This is a genomic window from Nitratidesulfovibrio sp. HK-II (genome assembly GCF_003402415.2).
Lineage (GTDB): Bacteria > Desulfobacterota > Desulfovibrionia > Desulfovibrionales > Desulfovibrionaceae > Cupidesulfovibrio.
In genome coordinates this window covers 3,002,472-3,024,957 of the sequence record NZ_AP036014.1, presented here as the reverse complement: position 1 = coordinate 3,024,957, position 22,486 = coordinate 3,002,472, and the positions used below count along the sequence as shown (strand labels likewise).

At 69.1% G+C, this 22,486-nt stretch carries 16 protein-coding genes and 1 riboswitch; of the genes, 9 read left to right on the top strand and 7 right to left on the bottom strand.

Annotated elements, in window-relative coordinates:
• Positions 1-276: 276 nt before the first annotated feature.
• Positions 277-1,437, top strand: coding sequence for a tRNA guanosine(34) transglycosylase Tgt (gene tgt / locus RVX_RS12625; RefSeq protein WP_116306610.1), 1,161 nt, complete (start codon positions 277-279; stop codon positions 1,435-1,437).
• Between the two features lie 132 nt (positions 1,438-1,569).
• Here the strand turns inward: tgt and RVX_RS12620 are convergent, their stop codons facing one another.
• The gene (locus tag RVX_RS12620; RefSeq protein WP_116306193.1) at positions 1,570-3,648 is read right to left on the bottom strand and encodes a diguanylate cyclase; all 2,079 of its coding nucleotides are present in this window, start codon (positions 3,646-3,648) and stop codon (positions 1,570-1,572) included.
• Between the two features lie 582 nt (positions 3,649-4,230).
• On the opposite strand from RVX_RS12620, the gene RVX_RS12615 reads away from it, so the two are divergent.
• Positions 4,231-6,582, top strand: coding sequence for a thioredoxin domain-containing protein (locus RVX_RS12615; protein WP_116306191.1), 2,352 nt, complete (start codon positions 4,231-4,233; stop codon positions 6,580-6,582).
• A gap of 330 nt (positions 6,583-6,912) precedes the next feature.
• Positions 6,913-7,025, top strand: a riboswitch (glycine riboswitch).
• A 498-nt stretch (positions 7,026-7,523) separates the two neighbouring features.
• Here RVX_RS12615 and RVX_RS12610 read toward each other — a convergent pair.
• Positions 7,524-8,435: a TIGR02117 family protein gene (locus RVX_RS12610; RefSeq protein ID WP_420192314.1), complete on the bottom strand. Its 912-nt coding sequence runs from the start codon at positions 8,433-8,435 to the stop codon at positions 7,524-7,526.
• 270 nt (positions 8,436-8,705) lie between these two features.
• On the opposite strand from RVX_RS12610, the gene RVX_RS12605 reads away from it, so the two are divergent.
• Positions 8,706-9,107, top strand: coding sequence for a hypothetical protein (locus tag RVX_RS12605; protein WP_116306189.1), 402 nt, complete (start codon positions 8,706-8,708; stop codon positions 9,105-9,107).
• A gap of 137 nt (positions 9,108-9,244) precedes the next feature.
• Here RVX_RS12605 and RVX_RS12600 read toward each other — a convergent pair whose 3' ends face one another.
• From RVX_RS12600 to RVX_RS12590, 3 genes are all read right to left on the bottom strand, one after another.
• Positions 9,245-11,122, bottom strand: a complete 1,878-nt coding sequence (locus tag RVX_RS12600; RefSeq protein ID WP_230404615.1) for a diguanylate cyclase — start codon at positions 11,120-11,122, stop codon at positions 9,245-9,247.
• A gap of 261 nt (positions 11,123-11,383) precedes the next feature.
• Complete coding sequence (locus tag RVX_RS12595; protein WP_116306185.1) at positions 11,384-12,076, bottom strand: MgtC/SapB family protein; 693 nt, start codon at positions 12,074-12,076, stop codon at positions 11,384-11,386.
• A gap of 165 nt (positions 12,077-12,241) precedes the next feature.
• Positions 12,242-13,510 (bottom strand): BPL-N domain-containing protein, encoded by a 1,269-nt coding sequence (locus RVX_RS12590; RefSeq protein WP_172596573.1) that lies wholly within the window; start codon positions 13,508-13,510, stop codon positions 12,242-12,244.
• 201 nt (positions 13,511-13,711) lie between these two features.
• On the opposite strand from RVX_RS12590, the gene RVX_RS12585 reads away from it, so the two are divergent.
• A complete protein-coding gene (locus tag RVX_RS12585; RefSeq protein WP_116306181.1) occupies positions 13,712-16,363 on the top strand; it encodes a valine--tRNA ligase in 2,652 nt (883 codons plus the stop codon).
• A gap of 105 nt (positions 16,364-16,468) precedes the next feature.
• Here the strand turns inward: RVX_RS12585 and RVX_RS12580 are convergent, their stop codons facing one another.
• Both RVX_RS12580 and RVX_RS12575 read right to left on the bottom strand, forming a co-directional pair.
• Complete coding sequence (locus RVX_RS12580) at positions 16,469-16,801, bottom strand: hypothetical protein (protein WP_116306179.1); 333 nt, start codon at positions 16,799-16,801, stop codon at positions 16,469-16,471.
• A gap of 18 nt (positions 16,802-16,819) precedes the next feature.
• The gene (locus RVX_RS12575; protein WP_116306177.1) at positions 16,820-17,680 is read right to left on the bottom strand and encodes a hypothetical protein; all 861 of its coding nucleotides are present in this window, start codon (positions 17,678-17,680) and stop codon (positions 16,820-16,822) included.
• Positions 17,681-17,961: 281 nt separating this feature from the next.
• Between RVX_RS12575 and RVX_RS12570 the strand changes: the two genes are divergently transcribed.
• The 5 genes from RVX_RS12570 to RVX_RS12550 all read left to right on the top strand — a co-directional run bounded on the left by RVX_RS12570 (position 17,962) and on the right by RVX_RS12550 (position 22,394).
• Complete coding sequence (locus RVX_RS12570) at positions 17,962-18,414, top strand: DUF3795 domain-containing protein (RefSeq protein WP_116306175.1); 453 nt, start codon at positions 17,962-17,964, stop codon at positions 18,412-18,414.
• A gap of 183 nt (positions 18,415-18,597) precedes the next feature.
• Entirely contained in the window at positions 18,598-20,109 is a 1,512-nt protein-coding gene (gene cobA / locus RVX_RS12565; protein WP_116306173.1) for a uroporphyrinogen-III C-methyltransferase, read from the top strand.
• A 234-nt stretch (positions 20,110-20,343) separates the two neighbouring features.
• A complete protein-coding gene (locus RVX_RS12560) occupies positions 20,344-20,787 on the top strand; it encodes an MOSC domain-containing protein (RefSeq protein ID WP_007526947.1) in 444 nt (147 codons plus the stop codon).
• Between the two features lie 96 nt (positions 20,788-20,883).
• Positions 20,884-21,567: a phosphoribosylglycinamide formyltransferase gene (gene purN, locus RVX_RS12555; RefSeq protein WP_116306171.1), complete on the top strand. Its 684-nt coding sequence runs from the start codon at positions 20,884-20,886 to the stop codon at positions 21,565-21,567.
• Positions 21,568-21,782: 215 nt separating this feature from the next.
• Entirely contained in the window at positions 21,783-22,394 is a 612-nt protein-coding gene (locus RVX_RS12550; protein ID WP_116306169.1) for a LysE family translocator, read from the top strand.
• Positions 22,395-22,486 lie beyond the last annotated feature (92 nt).

Here is a 22,486-nt window from a genome sequence, read left to right as displayed (position 1 = left end):
CAAGCCGCATCCTGACGCATCGCATGCGCCCGCGCCGGGGGACCGGTGCGGGCGTTGTGCGTTGGCGTGGGGCGGGGCGAGACGCAACTGCGGGCCGGGGGAGGGCGGAGAGAGCGCAAGGCGGGACAGGCGAAGCTGGCGGGGGTGAGGGCCGCTTCTGGTGGAGCGGGCCTGCCGCGCGCTGCCCCGGAACTTGTGCGCGCCGCCCCCTTTTCAAACGTGCATCGCGCCGCTATGGTGCGCGCCATGCCGAACCAGACCGAAATTTCCACCGCCATGGCCCCGGCCGAAGCCCCGGCCCCCATTCCCGCCGAAGCCCCCGGCACCTTCCGCATCCACGCCACCGACGGCGCGGCCCGCACCGGCGTGCTGCACACCGCGCACGGCCCGGTGCGCACGCCCATCTTCATGCCCGTGGGTACCGTGGGCAGCGTGAAGGCCGTGGCCCCCGACGACCTGGACGCCATCGGGGCCGAGATCATCCTCGGCAACACCTACCACCTGTACCTGCGCCCCGGCGACGAACTGGTGGCCCGGCGCGGCGGCCTGCACGGGTTCAATGCCTGGAAAAAGCCCATCCTGACCGACAGCGGCGGCTTTCAGGTGTTCAGCCTGTCGGCCCTGCGCAAGATCACCGAGCAGGGGGTGGAGTTCCGTTCGCACCTCGACGGGTCCAAGCACCTGTTCACGCCCGAGAAGGTGGTGTCCATCCAGCGCAACCTGAATTCCGACATCATGATGGTGCTGGACGAGTGCGTGCCCTACGGCGCGGACAAGCCCTACACCGAAAAGTCGCTGGCCCTCACCACCCGCTGGGCGCAGCGCTGCCGCGACGCCTACCCCAAGGGCACGGCGGGCAACCTGCTGTTCGGCATTACCCAGGGCGGGTTCTTCAAGGACCTGCGCGAACGCTCCATCGGTGAGCTGACGCAGATCGACTTTGACGGCTTCGCGCTGGGCGGGCTGTCCGTGGGCGAATCCAAGCCGGAGATGATGGACATCCTGTACCACAGCGCGCCCCTGCTGCCCGCCGACAAGCCGCGCTACCTGATGGGCGTGGGCACCCCGCTGGACATCATCAACGGCATCGCCGCCGGGGTGGACATGTTCGACTGCGTGCTGCCCACCCGCAACGCGCGCAACGGCACGCTGTACACCTCGCTCGGCAAGATCAACATCAAGCGCAAGGAATTCGCCGAGGACGACGGACCGCTGGACCCGGCGTGCACCTGCTACGCCTGCCGCACCTTTTCGCGCGCCTACCTGCGCCACCTGTACGTGGCCAAGGAGTTGCTGGCCTTCCGCCTGAACTCGGTCCACAACCTGACGTACTTCCTGGACGTGGTGCGCGGCGCGCGCGCGGCCATCGCCGAGGGACGCTTTGCCGCGTACAAGGCCGGGTTCGAGGCCATCTACCCCGAGGAAGTGGTGGCGTAGCAACGGATGCAGCGGCGGCGCGCCTGCCACGGGCACGCCCGTTTGCCGCGACGAAAACAAGGGGCCGTCACGCATGCGCGTGGCGGCCCTTTTGCAACCTGTACGGGGATGGAAAGATTGCCGGGAGAGGGGCTAGGCGTCTTCAGGCGATGCCGCTGCGCGGTGCGGCTGCGCCGGGGAATCGTCCGCGCAGGTGGGCGTGGCCTGCGGGGCGCACACCCGGTTGCGGCCGCTTTCCTTGGCGCGCATCAGCATCTGGTCGGCGCGGCGCATCAGGTCGTCCAGCGAATCGTGCGCGCCCTTGTATTCCGACGCGCCGATGCTGACGGTGCAGCCCACCCACACGTCGCGCACGGCCACCGGGGCGTCCTCCACGGCGGCGCGGATGCGTTCGGCCGTGCGCAGGGCGCGGTCCAGCGCCGTTTCCGGCAGCAGCACGCCGAATTCCTCGCCGCCCAACCGGCCGATGAGGTCGTTTTCGCGCAGGGACAGGCCCATGACGTCGGTGATGTGGCGCAGCACCATGTCGCCCGCCTCGTGCCCCCAGGTGTCGTTGACGGCCTTGAAGTGGTCGGCGTCCAGCAGCAGCACCGACAGCGGGCGGCCGTAGCGCAGGGCGCGGGTTGCCTCGTCCTCCAGCCGGGCCATGAAGTGGCGGCGGTTGGACACCCCGGTCAGTTCGTCGGTGGTGGCCAGTTGCTCCAGGCGGCGGGTGTCCTCCACCTGCCCGGTCACGTCCAGGAAGAAGCCTTCCACCTCGGGCGCTTCGGGCGTGCCGGTGCGCCGGGCGTACAGCGAGACCCAGATGGCCTCACCCCCGCGCCGGTACCAGCGCAGCCGCTGGCCGGGCACCACCTCTCCGGCGGCAAGGTCGTCCAGCATGGCCTGGCGGTCCACGGGTTCGACGTACAGGGGGATCACGGAGTCGTCGAGCACGGCGCGGGCGTGGGGCACGTCGCGAAAGCCCAGCAGGGCCGCGCCGTGCTGGTTCATCACCAAAATGGAGCCGTCCCACGCGGTGCGAAAGATGCCGATGGGCGCGTTTTCCACCAGTTCGCGGTGCTGGCGTTCCGCGTCGCGCAGGGCGGCCTCCGCATCGCGTCGGGCCAGGACAAGCTCGTTCAGGTGGCGGTTCAGCGCGCCGAATTCGTCGTGGCCGGGGAACAGGTTGCGCACCGTGAAGTCGCCCTGGGCCACGCTGCGCATGTAGTCGGCCAGCAGCCCCACCCGGCCCGAGGCCCCCACGGTGGCCGTGACGAACAGCACGGCGAACAGCGTGAGCATACCGCCGATGGCGAGAATGGTGCCATAGCGGATGGGGGCCACGGCGTGCAGCAGTTCTTCCTGCGGCACCAGCAGCACCAGCCGCCAGCCGGGGCCGGGCACGGCCCGCACGGAAACCAGCACCGGTTCGCCGTCCACGTCGAGGTAGGTGTCGCCGTTGGCGGCATTTTCGCCGATGGTGCCGTTGGTGCCGTGCGCGGCATAGGTGCCCTTGGCCAAGCGGCGCAGGGGGGTGACGTCCTCGCGCTCCGCCAGTGCGGCCCCCAGCCCCGTGGCGGTCACGGTGCGCCCGTCGGCGGTGAGCACCAGCATGCCGCTGCCTTTCGGCAGGGCCACGCCGGAAAGGATGGTCCGCAACCCGTCGGTGGTGATGTCCAGGCCCAGCACCCCCCGTGGCTTGCCGCCGACCGGGTCGTCCACGGTGGCCACGGTGCTGACCACGGTCCTGCCGGTGATGAATTCGGTGTACGGGTCGGACCAGCCGACCACGCCGGGGTGTTCCATGGCCCGGCGAAACCACGGCCGGGTGCGCGCGTCGAAGTCGGGCGGCAGTTCGCGGGGGGGCTGGATGGCGTGGACGCGTCCGGAAAGGTCGGCGAAATAGACGAAGTAGGCCTCCGGCCGCAGTCGCAGGAAGCTGGCCCAACTGGCCATGAGCCCTTCGCGGTCGTAGGGCTGGCCCGTCAGGCAGGCCAGCATGCGCGGGTCCTGGCGCAGGCTGGCCACGGCGCGTGAATACTCGCCCGCGTACTGGCTGACGATGGCGTTGGCCAGGGTGTCGGCCTGCAGGGCCAGGGCGGATTCGGCCCCGCGCAGGATGACGTTTTTGGCGCGCACGTAGGAGAACGTCCCCAGCGCGACCAGCGTCAGGGACGAAAGGATGGCGAGAAGCAGCAACAGGCGTTGCCGTAAGGGGAAGACCCGCATGGCGGTCCTCGCGCCCGGCCCGGCCAGGGGTGCCCGGCGAGCGCATGGTCAGATCATGGCCGAAGGTGGCGGGAACTTACAGGATGGAGCGGCGTGCCGCAAGCAGCGTTAGCGCCCGTGAAACTGGCGGGCGCGAGGGCGGGCGGCGCGGGCCATGGGACGGGGAATGCGCGTGGGCATGCCGGGCATCCTGCCGCTCTTGCCCGTACGGTCGCAACTGGCCCCGTCGTGCCGGATCGGGCCGGAGATGGCCGAAGAGGGGCGGACAGGGGCGGACAGGGCCGGACAGGGGCGCAGCGCGTCGCGATGCCGTCAGCGCCGTCTCCGTCAGCCAGCTTCGCCAGCGCCGGTCTTTTCTTTTTTCGCGGCCACGTTGCCCGCATGGCGCGAGTCTGATAGGGAATGCACAAGGTCGGGTTCATCGCCTTCGCCCGCTGCCGCGCGTGAAGGAATGCCCGGTCCGCGCCGCGCCGTCGGGAGGGGAGCGGGGCATCCGCACGGCGGATGGCCCGGAACCGGTGGCCGTGCGTAGTCACGGCCGTTCACCGCCCGCGACACCCCAAAGGGGCAAGGGGGGTATCCATGTCCGACCTCTCCCGCAAGTCCGTCACGCCCGATTCCTCGGCCTCGCCCGGCCTGGCCGCCAGCCCCGCCGTTTCCGTCCCTGCTTCCGCGCCCGGCGGCAGCGGGGGCAACCTTCTGGCCAGGGCCAAGAGCCCGTACCTGCTCCAGCACGCCGCCAACCCCGTGCACTGGCTTCCGTGGGGCGACGAGGCCCTGCAACGCGCCCGCGACGAGGACAGGCCGCTGTTCGTCAGCATCGGGTATTCCACCTGCCACTGGTGCCACGTCATGGCCCACGAGTCGTTCGAGGACGACGAGGTGGCCCGCCTGCTCAATGACGCCTTCGTGTGCGTGAAGGTGGACCGCGAGGAACGCCCCGACATCGACGCCGCCTATATGGCCGCCTGCCAGATGCTGACCGGCACCGGCGGCTGGCCGCTGACCATCATCGCCCTGCCCGACGGGCGGCCCTTTTTCGCGGCCACGTACCTGCCCAAGCATTCGCGGCCCGGCCGCATCGGGCTCATGGACCTGGTGCCGCGCGTGCTGGCCGTGTGGCGCGACAAGCGCGGCGAGGTGCTTGATTCCGCCGAAAGCATCGTGGAACACGTGCGCCGCCACGCGGAGGCCATGCTGCGCCCGCCCGCCGACGGGCGCCTGCCCGGCGCGGGCACCCTGCACGCCGCCTGCGAGGCCATGGCCTCGGAATTCGACGCGGCCAGCGGCGGGTTCGGTTCCGCCCCCAAGTTTCCTTCGCCGCACAATCTGCTGTTCCTGCTGCGCTGGGCGCGCCGCAACGGTTACGGGGCCGGTTCGAGCGCGTCAGGTGCCGCCGCGCCAGGTTCCACCCAGGACGAGCCGGGCGGAGCCAAGGCCCTGCGCATGGCCGCGCAGACCCTGCGGGCCATCCGGCGCGGGGGCATCCACGACCACGTGGGCTACGGCTTTCACCGCTACTCCACCGACGCCCGCTGGCTGCTGCCCCACTTCGAGAAGATGCTCTACGACCAGGCCATGCTGATGCTGGCCTACGCCGAGGCGTGGCTGGCCACCGGCGACGGCGAATTCCGCCGCACGGCCGAGGAGACCGCCGCCTACGTGCTGCGCGACCTGACTTCGCCCGAGGGGGCCTTTTACAGCGCGGAGGACGCGGACAGCGAACTGGACGGCGTGCGCGGCGAGGGGCTGTTCTACACCTTCACCCTGGCGGACCTGAAGGCCGCCTGCGCGCCGCTCGATGTCGGCAGTGACGGGGACAGCGGCGGGGGCGCGAAGGCGGGCGAGGGGGCCATCTCCGACGCCGATCTCGCCGCGCGGGGCTTCGGCTGCACCGCCTACGGCAACTATGAGGACGAGGCCACCCGCAGCCGCACCGGCCGAAACGTGCTGCATCTGCCCCGCTCGCAGGAGGCGCTGGCGCGCGAGCTTGGCCTGCCCGCGCGAGAGGTGGAGGAGCGCCTGGAAGCGGCCCGCGCCGCGCTGTTCGACCTGCGGTCCACGCGGCCGCGTCCCCATCTGGACGACAAGGTGCTGGCCGACTGGAACGGCCTGGCCATCGCCGCCATGTCGCGCTGCGCGCAGGCCTTCGACGCGCCGCACCTGGCGGAGGCGGCGGCCGTGGCGGCCGACTTCGTGCTGACGCGCATGGTCACGCCGGAAGGCCGCCTGCTGCACCGCTGGCGCGACGGCGAGGCCGCCGTGCCCGGCCTGCTGGACGACTACGCCTTCATGATCTGGGGGCTGGTGGAGCTGTACGGAGCCACGGGCGAGGTGCGCTGGCTGCGCCGCGCCTTGCGCCTGCAAGAGGTGCAGGACACCTTCTTCCACGACCCCGAGGGGGGCGGCTACTGGATGACCCCGGCCGACGGCGACGCGCTGCTGGTGCGCCGCAAGGAAGGCCACGACGGCGCGCTGCCCTCGGGCAACGCCGCCGCGCTGTTCAACCTGCTGCGTCTTGCGCTGCTGCTGGGCAGGCCGGAATACGGCGAACGGGCGCGGGGCGTGCTGCGGGCCTTCGCCACGCAGGTGCGCCATCATCCCATCGGGTCCACCATGTTCCTGTGCGGGGTGGATTTCGCCCTCAGCGGCGGGCGCTCGGTCATCGTGGCGGGCGAGCCGGACCAGCCGGACACCGAGGCCATGCTGGCCGCCGTGCGGCGTACCTACGCCCCCACCACGGTGCTGCACCTGCGCACCAGCGACAACGCGCGCGACCTGGCCGCGCTGGTGCCCTTCACCGCGCACCTCGCCCCGGTGGAGGACCGCGCCACGGCCTGGCTGTGCGAGAATTACGCGTGTTCGCCGCCCATCACCGACCCGGCGGAACTGAAGGCCCGGCTGATGGCCGTGCGCCCCCTGGCGCAGGGGTAGGCCGGGACGTCTCGCGCCCGTAGCGTGTCCGTTGGGGCATGGCGCGCGGCAGGGAGTTGGCCGTGGCCAGGTTGCCCTGCGGCGGTTCCTGCGGGCAGGGGCGGCGGCGTTGCCGCAAGCCCGCGCGGAACAATGTGGTGTTGTGCGCGCAAACGGTACATTTCTTGATGTAATCAGGTGGGTTGCGATGGCGCTTGCGTTTCCCGCGCCAACCGGATACACCCCCATTCACGCTTGGTTTCGGATGACGACAGCAGGAGAGACCCCAGCCGGCGGCAAACGGCATGGGGCGCCGACGAAGTGAATCTTTCAGGCGAAAGGACTGCTGCCCGACGAGCCTCTGGAGAGCCTCCATCCGTGGAGCACCGAAGGAGCAAACCGCCCGTGTCCTCGCAGGGAACCGGGGCGGCGAAACTCTCAGGTAAAAGGACAGAGTGCCACGCGTGACTCCGGTCGGCATGCGCCCGCCGCGCCTCGTGCGCAGGCGGTTCCCGCCCGCGAGCCGGTCCTTCCGGCCGATCCCCGTGATCGGAATCGGCGGGCCGGAGTGCCGCCGGACACCCACCGTGCCCCCCAAGGCAGGTCCGCCCCGTGCGGACTGCCGTCCTCCGCTTCCACACCGGCTTTCCCGGCAGGCGAATCCGCCATGCTTTCCGTCGCCCTGGTGCCCGTACACCCGCGTCGGGAACGTGCGCATTCGTGTTCGCCGCATGAGTTCGTCCCAGATACGTGCCGGAATCCAGCGTGGTGGAACGTGCGCGCGGCGGCCCCGTCGCCGCCGCGCGGCACGTCCGTCAGGTTGCCGCCGCGTGGCGCGGCCGCAACGGCGAAGTTGGCAACGCCCTGTCTCCTGGGCGAGTCATGTGGTCGCAGGCCGAAGGGGCGGTCCCTTCGGCCTGTCGCCGTTTTCGGGTCTGGCAGGCAAACGCAAGGGTGTACTGTCAGCGCGCCACGGGCAGGTGGTGCAGCACGAAGTGGGGCAGGGGCGTCCACAACGGGGCGCGCGCACCGGCGGCGGCCAGCGCGTCGGCCGCCCAGGTGTTGCAGGTGCGCACGGGGCTGAAGCGGCCCGTGGCCTCGTAGAACAGGCTGTCCGGTCCATAGCTTGGGCCTTGCCCCGCATCGCCGTTGCCGGCATTTCCGGGGACCGGAATGGGCACGGGCCGTCCCGCCGCATCGCGGAGCAGGCTGGCCGCCACAAAGGCCACGAGCCCGCGATACCCTTGCCGCGCAAGGCGCAGCACACGGGTGTCCGCATCGGCCAGCGGGGGACCGGCCATCACGTCCACGTGCAGGGCGGCGGGGGCCAGGGCCAGCGCCCGCAGGGCCACGCCAGGGCGCACCTCGTCCCAGGTGGGGGTGGCCAGGTAGAATTCCCGCGCGCCCCAGCCCACGGCCAGGTGGGTCCGCGCCGTCAGCCGGGGCTGCCCTGCTGACGATGCGGCGGCATCCGCCGCCCCTTGCAGCCCCAGCAGTTCCGCGAGCCCCGTCTCTCCCTCCACGCGCGCGGGCAGCACGATGTCGGCGTGCACGCCGTTACTGATCACGTAGATGGTCACGGGCGGACCGTCCGGTGCGTCCCCTTCCTGCATTCCCCTGTTCCTGTCCTGCCCCGCTCCGGGTTCCGTTGCCGGTTCCGGGCCTTGCGCCGCGCCCGCCGCTCGCTCGCCGGGCGCGAGCAGGCAGCACGCGGGCAGGGGGGGGGCCTCCCTGGGGCGCGGCACCACGCCCAGCGCGGCCACGGCCAGCACGTATCCCGCCGCCAGCAGCGCAACGACGCGCACCGCCCAGAGCAGGGCGTGGCGCAGGGGGGGGCGTGGTCTGGCTGTGAGCAGTTGCTGGCGGAGCGGCATGGCGAATCCCGGCGACGGTTCGGGTGGGTTGCGGGCCCGAAAACATGGTATTCCGTAACCCGGCGGATTGCCAACGCATCAATGCGGCGCGGCGTGATATCGATGATAATCCATGGCGTTTTTTCGGAAAATAATTTCACGCGGGTGCCCGTTTTGGTGTACGCTGTCGGCAGGATTCTCTCCTCTCGTCCGCGTCGCGCAAGCGCCTCATGGCGGCAGGCCCGGCGGACGCGCGGTTCCCCCACACCTTCAAACCGCAGGAGTGGCGCCATGCAGGAGATCAGGCTGCATCGTAATGGACGCGAAGACCTCGTATTCATCGGCGAACACCTGGCGACCGTGGATGACCGGGAATGGATGGGCATCGCCCCCAACTGGTGGGAACTTGCCCTGTACCGTTCCGAAGCTGGGCGCCTTGTGCTGTCCTCGGTCTTCTACCTGAATTTTCCCCGGCATCGCGTGCTGCGGGGGGCCGTGGTGTTTCAGGACATCGCCGACGTGCGCGACTACGTGGTCAACGCGTGCAACGGCCCCTCGATGATCGCCGACGGTCTGCTGGGCCGGGCGCGCAGGCGCATCCGCCAACTGGACGACCCCGTTCCGCCGCTGCCGCGCTTTGCGTCGGTGGCCGATTACGAATCCTTTGGAGAACGCGAGATTCCCTATGCATGATGCGGGATGCACGACGAACGCCCCCCTGCCGTCGTCGGCACGGGGGCGTCATGCAACGGCGGCTTCGGCCGCCGTTTTTCATGGGGCAGGGGAGATGGGGGACGGCGCGGGGGGCGAGGCGCGCGGCCCCGGACCGGCTAGGCGGCGTGCGGTTCGGACACTGCCTGCACGTAGGGATGGAACTTGGTGTCGTCGTCCAGCATGTGCCGGGCCACCACCTCGTGGGCGATGACGCCAAGCGCCTCGCCCAGGGGCAACCCCTCGTTCTCGTAGCGCTCGGCCAGGTCGCCCGCCGCTTCCAGCAGGGTGGCGTGCAGTTCCGCGTGGTGCTCCGCGTCCGGGTATCCACGGCTGCGCAGCATGGCCTCTTCGTCACGAAAATGTTCGCCAAGGGCGGTGAGCAGTTCGTGGATGATGGCCAGGCACGCCGGGCGGGGGGCGTTGTCCAGAAAGGCGGCCAGCAGCCGGTTGACCATCTCGAACAGTTGGCGGTGCTGGGCGTCGATGCGCGCGTCGCCGCACTCGTAAGAGCAATTCCACCCCAGGCGCAGCAGTTCACCCGGCAGGCGCAGGCCCTCGTGCGGGCAGACCAGCGGGGGCAGGGCGGTGGACACCGTGTTCCGCCCTTCGGCCTTGGCCCGGTACAGGGCGCGGTCAGCCATTTCGATGATCTGGTCCGGCGCGGCATTGCGTCCGCCGCGCACCGTGGCCACGCCCACGCTGACGGTGACGCGCCCGGCCGGATCGTTGCCGGGGTGGGCCAGGCACAGGTCGGCAACGGCCCTGCGGATGCGTTCGGCCACCTGGGCCGCCCCCTGTTCCGGGGTGCCGGGCAGCACGCAGGCGAATTCCTCGCCGCCGTAGCGGGCCACCATGTCCGGCGCGCGGTGCACCACGGCGCGCAGGGCCTGCGCCACCGCCTGCAGGCACGCGTCGCCCGCGAGGTGGCCATGGGCGTCGTTGTAGGCCTTGAAGTGGTCCACATCGACCATGAGCAGCGACAGCACGTCCTCCGATCTCTGGGCCCGGCGCAGTTCCGTCTCCAGCATGCTGTCGAGCCTGCTTCTGTTGGACAGCCCGGTCAGCGGGTCGCACAGGGCTTTTTGCCGCCACATCTCGCCAACGTTGCCCGCGGCCAGCAACTGGCGGTTGTGCAGGGCCACCCCCAGGGTCACCAGCGTGGTGCCGCACAGGAAGGTGGCCAGCAGAAAGGCCGACTCGCCCGCGCTGGGCATCTGGAACGGACCAAGCCCGGTGGTGGCGGAATAGGCCACGGCCGTCATGGAGGGGACCAGGGCCAGCATCAGCCCGTTGAGGCGGGCATGGTAGGCCAGCAGCACCAACAGGGGCATGATGAAATGGATGCACCCGCCATATCCGTTGAAGGACAGGGCGAGGCACAGCAGGTTGCCGCCCAGCACGCCCGCAATCCAGCGGCACTCCTGCGGGGTGAGGCGTCGATGCGACGTCCAGGCCCGGTACAGGGGGTATACCAGCAGCACCCCCAGGCTCACCGCCATGACCAGGGTGGCGAACAGGTGTCCCGCCTCGCGCGGGGGGATGTAACCGCCCACGGCCTGCTGCGCCACGATGACCCCCGCCCCGGCCGAAGCGGCGGGCAGGCACACCGTGAGCACGGCGCGGAACAGGTCGGGCACGCTGTCGGGGGGCGCGGAGAAGACGCGCCGCAGGAGCATGGCGGCCATGCCGCCGGCAAGGGCGTCCGACGCGGCGGCGGACAGGGCGCAGGCAAGGGGCTGGGCGTGAAGCCCGGCGGGATCGGCCAGCAGGGACACGGCCAGTGAAAGGACGGCTATGAGCGGCATGGCCTGCCACCCGGCGCGCAGGCACGCCACCATGGCCACGCCCGCGCCCAGGCGCAGCGCCGTCATATTGTGCGCGCCCAGGGCAAAGACGTTGGCGTCCAGCCACGTGGCGGCGCAGTAGGCGGCAAGGGCGGCGAAAAGCCATGCGGGGCCTGCGGCGCGCAGGGAGGGCACGGGGGGGGCGGACACTGGACGATGCATGATGGAAGGCTATACGCGATTTCCGGCGCGCGGCAAGGTGGTGCGATGCCCTACACCCGGCCCCTTCCGGGCCGCGTGGATGCGCAAGCGCCCTGCCGGGAGCCGCTTGTGGCCCCCGCTGCGCGGGAAAAGGCGGCGGGATGAAATCAGGCGGTTTGGAAATGGTCAGTGATCATGATTGGTTGGGCGTATATTCAAGACTGTGGGGGCAAGCCCCCATGTGGCATGTCTCCCACCCCCATGCCGATGTCAGGGAACCCCTGATTCGCCAAGGTACACCGACGACACGGCGGGGATGGTCCGCACCACCTGCACCAGGGCGTGCCAGTCCAGTTCCTCGTTGGTGGCGATGCGCACCACTAGGCGGCAGCGGTCCGTGGCGGCGTCGCACTCGTAGACGGATACCTGCACGTCCTCGCAGCCGAAGCCGTTCAGGGTGGCCACCACCGCGTCGAAGGGGGCGGACCCGCCCGGCGAGGACACGGTGAGTGTGTAGTAGCGCAGGGCATGGGCCGCCACCCGGTGCATCTGCGGCGACAGGTAGACGATGCCCGTCACCACCAGCGCCGTGCACAGGGCGGGCACGTACATGCCGACGCCCACGGAAAGGCCCACCCCGGTCACCACCCACAGCATGGTGGCCGTGGTCAGCCCGCGCACCCGGCTCTTGCCCTTGAGAATGGCCCCGCCGCCGATGAACCCGATGCCCGACACGGCATACGAGGCCACGCGCGCGGCGTCGGCATGGGCGATGGTGGAAATGTACAGCGAAAGCTGGCCCAGCAGGCAGGCGGCCACCGCCACCAGCATGTTGGTGCGGAAGCCGGCGGCCTGGCCCTTGCGTTCCCGCTCGTAGCCCACCAGCCCCCCGAACGCGGCGGATGCCGCCAGCCGAAAGATGTCGGGCAGCAGGTCGTGGAATTGGGTGATGATTTCGTTCATGGTGCGCGACCTTGCGAAAGGTGCCCCCGAAGGGTGATGGCGCGTGCGGCGCTAACCGGCGGTGGCGCGAAAAAGCGTTGCGCTGGCTGGCGGTTGGGGGATGTCCGCCTATGCAACCTACGCCCCGCTGCGTGCGCTGTCCAGCCGGTGAGTGCGTGCGCCGGGCTACCCCCGCAATTGCAGAAACACCAGCCGGTCCAGCACGTCCAGCAGTTCCGCGTACAGGCCGCCGCTGGCCATGGGCGGGCCGAACAGGGCGGCGCGCTGTTCCTTCAGGCTCTGGCGCGAGACGGTTTCCGGAAAGGTCTTGGACAGGGTCATGGCCAGCCGCTCGGCAAGCAGGTAGCCGGTGACGCCCTTGTGGAACAGGGCCAGCCGGTCGAGGAAGGATCGCCGGTGGGCGTTCCAGTAGTCTACGGCGGCGGGCGTGGGGGGGGTGGACACGGCAGTGCACACCGCCGCGTGCAGGTTGTTCAGGTTGGCCCCGGGAATGCCCGCGCGCCAGCCGATGAGCCATGAATTGCGCCGGAAGAACAGGCAGTGGTTGATGCCGATGGTCACGATGTCGTCGAACAGCGCGCGGGCGCGCAGCAGGCCTTCGTCGTGCCAGCGGGCGGGCAGGGCGTCCAGTTCCCACGCGGGCACCAGCGGGTTCGTGGCGCGCAGGCCGCCGGGGGCGGCTGGGGGCGTCGGTCCGTCCGTCAGGCGTTCCACCAGGTGCGCCAGCCACAGGTTGGCCTCCGGCGATTCCGGCGTTTCCAGGTGGGTGTAGCTGAGGGTGTAGCTGCCCGCGCCGTACCCGCCATGCAGGATGCACGGCTGCCCGGCCAGAAAGGTGGGCCGCAGGCGGATGCCGTACAGGTCTTCCCATTCGGCGAAGGTGCCGGGGGGCAGGGTGTCCAGGGGCAGGTCGGCCACCCAGAAGTCGCCGCCCGGCTCGGTGTAGCGGGCCAGGATTTCCACGTCGTGGCCGTCTTCCGGCGCGAAGCGGCCGGGCCACCATACCGGCAGGGCGGGGCAGGCCGAAAGGTCGGCGGGGGTCAGCGGGTGCCCGGCGCTGACGGCTGCGTGGACGTGGCCGGACACGAAGTGCTGCATGCGGTCGGTGAACGACGCCCGCGACCACGGGCACAGCCCCAGGCCGTGCTCGCCGGTAAGGCCAAGGCCCGCGCCGCCGCAGAAGCCAAGGTAGCGGCCGCCCCCGACCACGTAGTCGCGCACGGCCTGCATGCCGGTTTCGCCCAGGGCGTCGGCCTTGAGGCGGGCGGTGCCGCCGGGCACCAGCAGCAGGGCGGGGGGATTGCGGGAAAGCAGGCCGTCGGCTATCTCTTGCGCCCGCACCAGCCGGTACGGCAGGCCCATGCTCTCGACCGCACGCCAGGCCAGCAGCCCCCAGACGTGGGATTCGTCCCAAAGTATGTGAAGGGTTGACATCTCTCTGCCGCTCATTAGGGTGGGGAAGCCGTTTTACCGGGGGCATCGCCGGGCCTTGCCGCCATGACGAAAACGTCCGCGCGGCATGCCCGGCGCGGCGTTTAGCCCGTGCCCGTGGCCATCGCGGGTGGCCGTCGCGGGCCGCCGCGCGCATCGCCCGCCGGTGCGGCACCCTACATCATCTTTTCCGGAGATTACAACATGTCGGACAACGCGCTGCCCAAGGGCTACGAGCCTCGGGACGTAGAATCCCGCTGGCGTGCCCACTGGGAGGGGAACAACACCTTCACCCCCGACCTGGACGCCCCCGGCGAACCCTTCTCCATCGTCATACCGCCGCCCAACGTCACCGGGGCCCTGCACATGGGCCACGCCCTCAACCTGACCATCCAGGACATCCTGTGCCGCCATGCCCGCCAGAAGGGCAAGAAGGTGCTGTGGGTGCCGGGCACCGACCATGCGGGCATCGCCACCCAGAACGTGGTGGAACGCGGGCTGGCCAAGGAAGGCAAGGGCCGCCACGACCTGGGCCGCGAGAAGTTCATCGAGCGGGTATGGGAATGGCGCGAGGAGTACGGCACCCGCATCCTGAACCAGATCCGCGCCATGGGCGCCTCGGTGGACTGGACGCGCGAGCGCTTCACCATGGACGAGGGCCTTTCGCGCGCGGTGCGCCAGGTGTTCGTGAAGCTGTACGACGACGGCCTGATCTACAAGGGCGACTACATCATCAACTGGTGCAACCGTTGCCACACCGCCCTTGCCGACGACGAGGTGGATCACCTGCCGCGCAAGGACCACCTGTGGCAGCTGCGCTACCCGCTGGCCGACGGCAGCGGTGAACTGGTCATCGCCACCACCCGCCCGGAAACCATGTTCGGCGACACCGCCGTGTGCGTGCACCCCGAGGACGAGCGCTACACCGCCTTCATCGGCAAGAAGGTGAAGCTGCCCCTGACGGACCGCGAGATTCCGGTCATCGCCGACAATTACGTGGACCGCGAATTCGGCACCGGCGCGCTGAAGGTCACCCCCTCGCACGACCACAACGACTGGGAACTGGGGCACCGCCACAAGCTGGAATTCCTGCAGGTCATCGACGAGGACGGCGTGATGAACGAACACGCCGGCATCTACGCGGGCCTGACCAAGGAAGAATGCCGCAAGCGCGTGGTGGCCGACCTTGCCGCCCAGGGCATTCTGGTCAAGGAAGAGGAACTGGACCACAGCGTGGGCCATTGCTACCGCTGCAAGTCGGTCATCGAGCCGCACGTGTCCACGCAATGGTTCGTGGCGGCCAGCAAGATGGCCCCGCGCGCCCGCGCCGCCGTGCCCGCCGCCACGCAGATCTTTCCCGACAACTGGGAAAAGACCTACTACAACTGGCTGGACAACATCCGCGACTGGTGCATCAGCCGCCAGATATGGTGGGGCCACCGCATTCCCGCGTGGACCTGCGATGACTGCGGCAAGCTCATCGTGGCCGTGGACGCCCCGGAACGCTGCGCCTGCGGTTCCGGCAACCTGACCCAGGACGAGGACGTGCTGGACACGTGGTTCTCGTCCGCGCTGTGGCCGTTCTCGACCATGGGATGGCCGGACGACACGCGCGAACTGAAGACCTTCTACCCCACCTCGGTGCTGGTCACCGGCTTCGACATCCTGTTCTTCTGGGTGGCCCGCATGATGATGATGGGGCTGCACTTCATGGACGAGGTGCCGTTCCGCCACGTGTACATCCACGCCCTGGTGCGCGACGCCGAAGGCCGCAAGATGTCGAAATCCACGGGCAACGTCATCGACCCGCTGGAAATGATCGACAAGTACGGCACCGACTCGCTGCGTTTCACCCTGGCGGCCTTCGCGGCCATGGGGCGCGACATCAAGCTGAGCGAGGAGCGCATCGAGGGGTACCGCCACTTCGTCAACAAGCTGTGGAACGCCGCGCGCTTCGCGCTGATGAACCTGCCCGACGACGCAGCGCCCGCCCCGGTGGACCTGGACACCGTGCAGGGGCTGCACCACCGCTGGATTCTGCACCGGCTGGAAGAGATGAAGGAATCCACCGACGCCGCCATCACGGGCTACCGCTTCAACGATGCGGCGCAGGGGCTGTACCGGTTCATCTGGAACGAGTTCTGCGACTGGTACCTGGAACTCATCAAGCCGGACATGCAGGCCGGGGGCGAACGCAAGGCCGCGGCGCAGCACGTGCTGCTCACCGTGCTGCGCGAAACGCTGACCCTGCTGCACCCCATCATGCCGTTCATCACGTCCGAAATCTGGGCGGCCCTGCCCGGCAACGCGGGCGCCGACCTTGCCGTGCAGCCCTTCCCCGCCGCGCGCCCCGGCTGCGTCCGGGCAGAGGACGCAGCGCGCATGGAACTGGTGCAGGGCGTCATCGGCGCTGTGCGCACCATCCGGGCGGAACTGAACATCGCGCCTTCGCTGCGCCTGACCGCCCTGGTGCGCACGGCCAACGAGCACGACCGGCAGGTGCTGGAAGAAAACCGCCAGATGCTGCTGGTGCTGGCCCGGCTGGAAAACGCCGAGTTCGGTCCCGCCATCGAGGCGCCCAGGGCATCCGCCAGCAACGTGGTGTCCGGCAACGAGGTCATCGTGCCGCTGACCGGCGCCGTGGACTTCGAGGCGGAGCTTGCCCGCCTGGACAAGGAACTGGGCAAGATCGAAAAGGATCTGGTGCAGGTGAACAAGAAGCTGGCCAACGAGAGCTTCGTGGACAAGGCCCCCGCCGAGGTGGTGGCCAAGGAGCGCGCCCGCGCCGGTGAGCTGGCCGACGCCAAGGCCAAGCTGGAGGCGTTGCAGCAGCGGTTCCGCGAGGCCATCGCGTAAGCGTCCCGCCCTGCCCGCACTGCCATCGGGCCGTGCGGGAACTGAATGGATATGCAGACGCCGCGCCGGGGCAACCGGCGCGGCGTTTTTGCGTGGTGGTGGGAACTATGGCAACAGCTTGGCCATGTCGATGACTTCGTCCACCAGGGCCAGGAACGAGGCGGCGAGTTCGAGCAGCCGCGTGAGATTTTTGATGTCGTCCACGGCTGCGTCCAGCCTTGCCTTGAACGCGCGGACCGCATCGACCTTCAGTTCAAGCTCCTTGCTTTCCTGGCGGAACAGCAAGCCCCCCACCAGCGTCGCGCGGTGGTTGAATTCCTGCATCTCCATCAGGATTTTCTGCGCATCTTCCGGGGACGCCACGGAATCCATGGATTCCGAAAGCTTCTGGACGTGCCCCAGCAGCATGGCGTGCAGTTCACGGAGTTGGGTATTCATGCTGTTCTCCCGATACTGTTATGGCGTTGTGGCCGTGGATACCAGTTGCCGGGCGAATGCCACCTCCTGGCGCAGTGTGGCGACGATGGTTTCCGCATCGGCCGTGCGCCCCTGTGCCGCCGCCGTGTGCAAATCGGCGAGGTCCAGCAGGGATGCGCGCAGTGCGGCGAGCGATGTATCGTGCGCCTGCCGGGAATCCAGCGCCTGTGCGTACTCGGCGGCGACTTTTCGCTTGTCGGCTCCGGGCGCGAGGAAGCGGACCTGATGTCCCGTGGCCTTGGTGGTCCAGTTGCTCCACATGGTCCCCCGCAGGCCGTTGGTGTGGTCCGAGCCCACCATGTCGGCCATGTGCCCGAGCACGTCGCGCACCGCCGGGTCGGCCGTGCGGGCCACCTCCAGCGCTTTTGCGTTGGAGGCCTGCCGGACGATGATGTTTCCCAGATGACCGATGGCCTCGTTGGCGGCCTGTGCGCCGCCGCCGGAGGATGGCGCAAGGGCGATGATGCGGTTGCCGAGGTTTGTCAGGTTCGTTTGCACACTCTCGCCCGAAGATGGGGATGCGAGCAGTTGCAGGGACGACGCGTACAGGGCCAGCGCATCAAGCGCCGCGCTCCAGCGGGCCTGGGATTCCGCGTCGAGCCCGGCCGCCACGTCGGATTCCGTCAGGCGGGAAAGAGTGACGGCCCTCTCCAGTTGCATCTCCCGGACAAAGGCATTGTAGTCCAGGAACAGCGCCTGCGAGTTCTGTCTGATTGTCGCCGCGCCCTCTTGAAACCTGGTTATGGATGTCTTGTCCACGGTGGCGCATCCGGCCAGCAGCATGGCGCAGCACAGTGCCAGCAGCGGGATGCGGGGAAACGTATCCATGCGACGGTTCATGGCCTCCTCCGGGTTGGGGTTGGCCGCAGGGGGCGCGGCGGCGCGGAGCGCACCCTTGGGATACGCAGGGGAAGAGTAACGTGCGGGGGGAGGGGGGTGCGACAGGGGGGCGAACGGTTTGGTATATCGCGTATAGAAAGCGCTATTGGGCTTGTCAACGGCATGAGAAACCGGGATAGGTCATGCGTGCGGCGGCGGCACGATGCCCTGTGCTGACAGTCCGGGCCACATATTCCGCCCATTCGTTTTCAGATACCGCAAGAGCCCCCGAGGAACACCCCATGACCGAACCCGCCCCCCTGCATCTCGTGGCCCCGTGCGGGCTGGACTGTTCGCGTTGCGTGAACTGTAGTGAAGGCCAGATAGCCGCCCATGCCAAGGCCATCCGCGACATCCTCGGCCCCAACTTCGCGCCGTTCGCCGAGCGGCTTGCGGCCATGAACCCGGCCCTGGCCGAGTACCCGGCCTTTGCCCGCGTGCTGGACGCGCTGGCGGAGGGTACGTGCCCCGGCTGCAAGACCGAGCGCCGCACCTGTCTGCCCACCTGCAAGGTGGCCGGGTGCGCCGCCGCGCGCGGGCTGGACTTTTGCGCCGACTGCGCGGACTACCCCTGCGTCGACACCGGCCTGCCGCCCCGGCTGGAGCAGAAGTGGCGCGCCTGCAACGACCACATCCGCGCGGCGGGGCGCGACGCCTTCCTGCGCGCCCTTGCCGAAACGCCCCGCTACCTGTAGGCTGCGGCGGTCGAAAAAGCGGGCATGCACGCAATGTCATGCGCGGTCGGGCGGGCGCGATGCTCCTTCCCTGTCCTGGCGTGGCCGGGTTGGTGCGTCGCCCGGGAGATTGTGGTTTTAAGCTGAAATACCGCAAAGATCTTTTGCGCGCCCACGCGCGGCGCGACACATACCGGAGGAAGGATGAAGGTCTATCTCATCGGCGCGGGGCCCGGCGACCCCGGCCTGCTCACGCTCAAGGGCAAGCGCATCCTCGAATCGGCGGACGTCATCGTTTACGACTACCTCGCCAACGACGCGTTCCTCGCCTATGCCAAGCCCGGCGCGGAAATCATCTACGTGGGCAAGAAGGGCGGCGACCACACCCTGTCGCAGGACGGCATCAACCGCCTGATCGTGGACAAGGCCAAGGAAGGCAAGACCGTGGCTCGCCTGAAGGGCGGCGACCCGTACATGTTCGGGCGCGGCGGCGAAGAGGCCGAAGAACTTCTGGATGCCGGGGTGCCCTTCGAGGAAGTGCCCGGCGTCACCAGCGCCGTGGCTGGCCCCGCCTACGCGGGCATACCGCTGACGCACCGCTCCTACTCCTCGTCCGTGTCGTTCATCACCGGGCACGAAGACCCCACCAAACCCGGCTCGGTGCACAACTGGAAGGCCCTGGCCGACAGCGCCAGCACCCTGGTCTTCTTCATGGGCATGAAGAACCTGCCCGAAATCTCGCGCAAGCTCATCGAGGCGGGCATGCCTGCGGAAACCCCGGCCGCCCTGGTGCACTGGGGCACCACCGCCCGCCACCGCAGCCTTGTGGCCACCATCGCCACCCTGCCGGAAGAAGGCCCGAAGCACGGCTTCACCAACCCTTCGCTCATCGTGGTGGGCGGGGTGGTCAACCTGCACGACCGGTTGAACTGGTTCGAGCAGAAGCCCCTGCTGGGCAAGGGCGTGGTGGTCACCCGCGCCCGCGAGCAGGCCAGCGGCCTTGCCGAGGCCCTGCGCGAACTGGGCGCCGACGTGGTGCAGTTTCCCACCATCGAAATCATTCCCCTTGCCGACTACGCCCCGGTGGACGCGGCCATCCGCGACCTGCCCGGCTATGACTGGGTGGTGTTCACCTCGGTCAACGGCGTGAAGCATTTCTGGAACCGCCTTGCCGCGTGCGGGCAGGATTCGCGCGCGCTGGCCGGGCGCAAGGTGGCCGCCATCGGCCCCGCCACCGCCGACGTGCTGCGGACAAAGGGCATCGAGCCGGACTTCATCCCCGAAAAGTACGTGGCCGAAGGCGTGGTGGAAGGCATGCTGGCGCGCGGCATGGGCGGCAAGCGCGTGCTGCTGCCCCGCGCCCGCGAGGCGCGCGAGGTGCTGCCCGACGAACTGCGCAAGGCCGGGGCCGTGGTGGACGTGCTGCCGGTGTACGAAACCGTGCCCAGCACCGCCCGCAAGGACGACGTGCTGGCCCGGATGCAGGAAGGGCGCATCCACTGCGTCACCTTCGGCTCCTCGTCCACGGTGGACAACTTCTTCTCGCTGGTGCCTGTGGACATGGTGAAGGACCACCCCGAGGTGAAGCTGGCCTGCATCGGGCCCGTCACCCGCAAGACGCTGGAAGGCTACGGCCTGACCTGCCACATCCAGCCCGAGGACTTCACCATTCCCGCGCTGGTGGATGAGCTGGTCAAGCGGTTGCCTGATCTGTAGGCGGGTTTGAATGGGGGCGGCGCGGTGCGCGCCGCCCGGCGGATCGCCCCGTTCCGCCTGTTCCGCCTGTTCGTTTGCCCCGCCGGTGCAGGACCATGCGTCAGTGCGACACCATTTGACAGGCGGAACGTCCCGTGTTGTGAGGAATGGTGACCGGAGTGATCCGGTCCGCAATCCCGCCCGGCCCCGCGCCGGGCGCGGCATCCTTACGGACACACAAGGGAGGGACCCCGCATGGGCATCGTACGCGCCGTCTGCATCAGCGACAGAAAGGGTGAACGCAAGCGGGTGGTGGATTCCATCACCCTGCTCGAGGATTACGGCGTGGCGGACGACGTGCACGCGGGCAGCGGCAGGCAGGTCAGCCTGCTGGCCGTGGAGAGCGTGGACGTGATGCGCCCGCGCATGCCGGAACTGGCGGCGGGCGACTTCGCGGAAAACATCCTGGTGGAAGGGCTGCCCCTGACCCTGTGCAAGGTGGGCGATCGGCTCACCGCCGGGCCGGACATCCTTCTGGAAATCACCCAGATCGGCAAGACCTGTCATTCCAAGTGCAACATCCACAAGACCGTGGGCTTCTGCATCATGCCCACGGAAGGGGTGTTCGCGCGGGTGCTGCGCGGCGGCGTGCTGCGCCCCGGCGACGCCGTGGACATGGCGAAAGAGGCGAAAGGGTAGCCCCGCCAAAGGCGTGAGCCCTTCCACCCGTCCGCCGTCCGTCCGTCGTCCGCCAGCCCGGGCAACCGCTCGTCCGCCCTTTCGGCAAGGAGCCTCATGACGCTGCAACTGGCCGTGCTGGCCTCCGGCAACGGGTCGAACCTGCAAGCCATCCTCGACCGCATCGCCGATGGCGCGCTGGACGCGCAGGTGCGTCTTGTGCTGTGCAACAAGCCCGAGGCCCGCGCCCTTGCGCGCGCCCGCGCTGCGGGCGTGGCCCATCTGGCCCTTGCCCCGGCGGACCACCCGAACCGCGAATCCTTCGATGCCGCCATGGTGGCGGCCACCCGGGAACATGGCGCGGACACCGTGGTGCTGGCCGGGTACATGCGCCTGCTCACGCCGGGGTTTCTGGCGGCGTTTTCCGGCCGGGTGGTGAACATCCACCCGGCGCTGCTGCCCAGCTTTCCGGGGTTGCGCGGTGCGGCGGACGCCCAGGACTATGGCGTGACCCTGGCCGGGTGCACCGTGCATTTCGTGGACGAGCAGGTGGACCATGGCGCGGTCATCGTGCAGGCGGCGGTGCCGGTGAATGCGGGCGAGCCGCTGGATGATCTGAAGGCGCGGATTCACGCCATGGAGCATCGCATTTATCCTCAGGCCTTGCAGTGGCTGGCCGAGGGGCGGGTGCGGCAGGAGGGCCGGGTGGTTCGGGTGTTGCCGCGCCTTGACGGCAAGGCCGTCGCGGGCATCCCCGATGGGCCGTGGCTGGTGTGGCCGCCGCTTGAGCCTGGATTTTAAGGGCTGCCGTCAAATTGTCCTTTCGCCCGTTGGCGTCGTTAAACTTCGTCTGCCATGTCGGTCGAATACGAGAAGAGTATACTCCCTCATGGCAGACTCGTTTTCCTCGCCAACGAACGAAAATCCTAATTTGACGACAGCCCTGCGAAAGTGATTGTTTGCTGAATACTGACTGCAAGTAACCATTTAAGACGCCAGCGTTCACCCCCCCCGTCATGCTCTACAATCTCGTTGCCCTGTTCGGCCTGTGCATGGTGGGCCGCATGAGCCCCGGCCCGGACATGATGCTGCTGGTGCGCCACGGCGCGGGCGGCCCCACGCGCGCGGCGTATGCCTGCGTGCTGGGCATTTGCCTGGGGTTGACCTTTCACGTGACCTGGGCGGTGCTGGGCACCGGCCTGTTGCAGGGCAGCCCCCGGGCGTTCCAGGCGGTGCAGTTGGCCGGAGCCGGGTATCTGGCTTGGGTGGGGTGGAAGGCCCTGCGTGCGCGGGCCGGCGAAGAGGGTGAGGGGACCGCGCCGCCCACCCTGCGCGAGGGCTTTCGCGACGGGCTGTTCTGCAATCTGCTGAACCCCAAGGTGACGCTGTTCATCCTCTCGGTGTTCACGCAGTTCGTGGCCCCGGGCACGCCCACGTGCGAGCGGGTGGCCTACGGCGCGGTCATCGTGCTGGAGGCGCTGGTGGGCTGGACCATCTTCGTGCGCTTTCTGGACACCGCGCCCATGCGCCGCTTCTACGAGCGGCACGGCCAGCATCTGGTGCGGCTTACCGGCGCGCTGCTGCTGTTGCTGGCGGGATGGAGCGTGGTGTCCTTCCTGCGCGGGTAGGGCTGCCGCCGGATGGCCCGCCCGTCTGTGGGTCTCTCGTCCTTGGATGTCTCGCCTTTGGCCCTCGCGTCCCCTGCCCTCTCGTCCCCCGT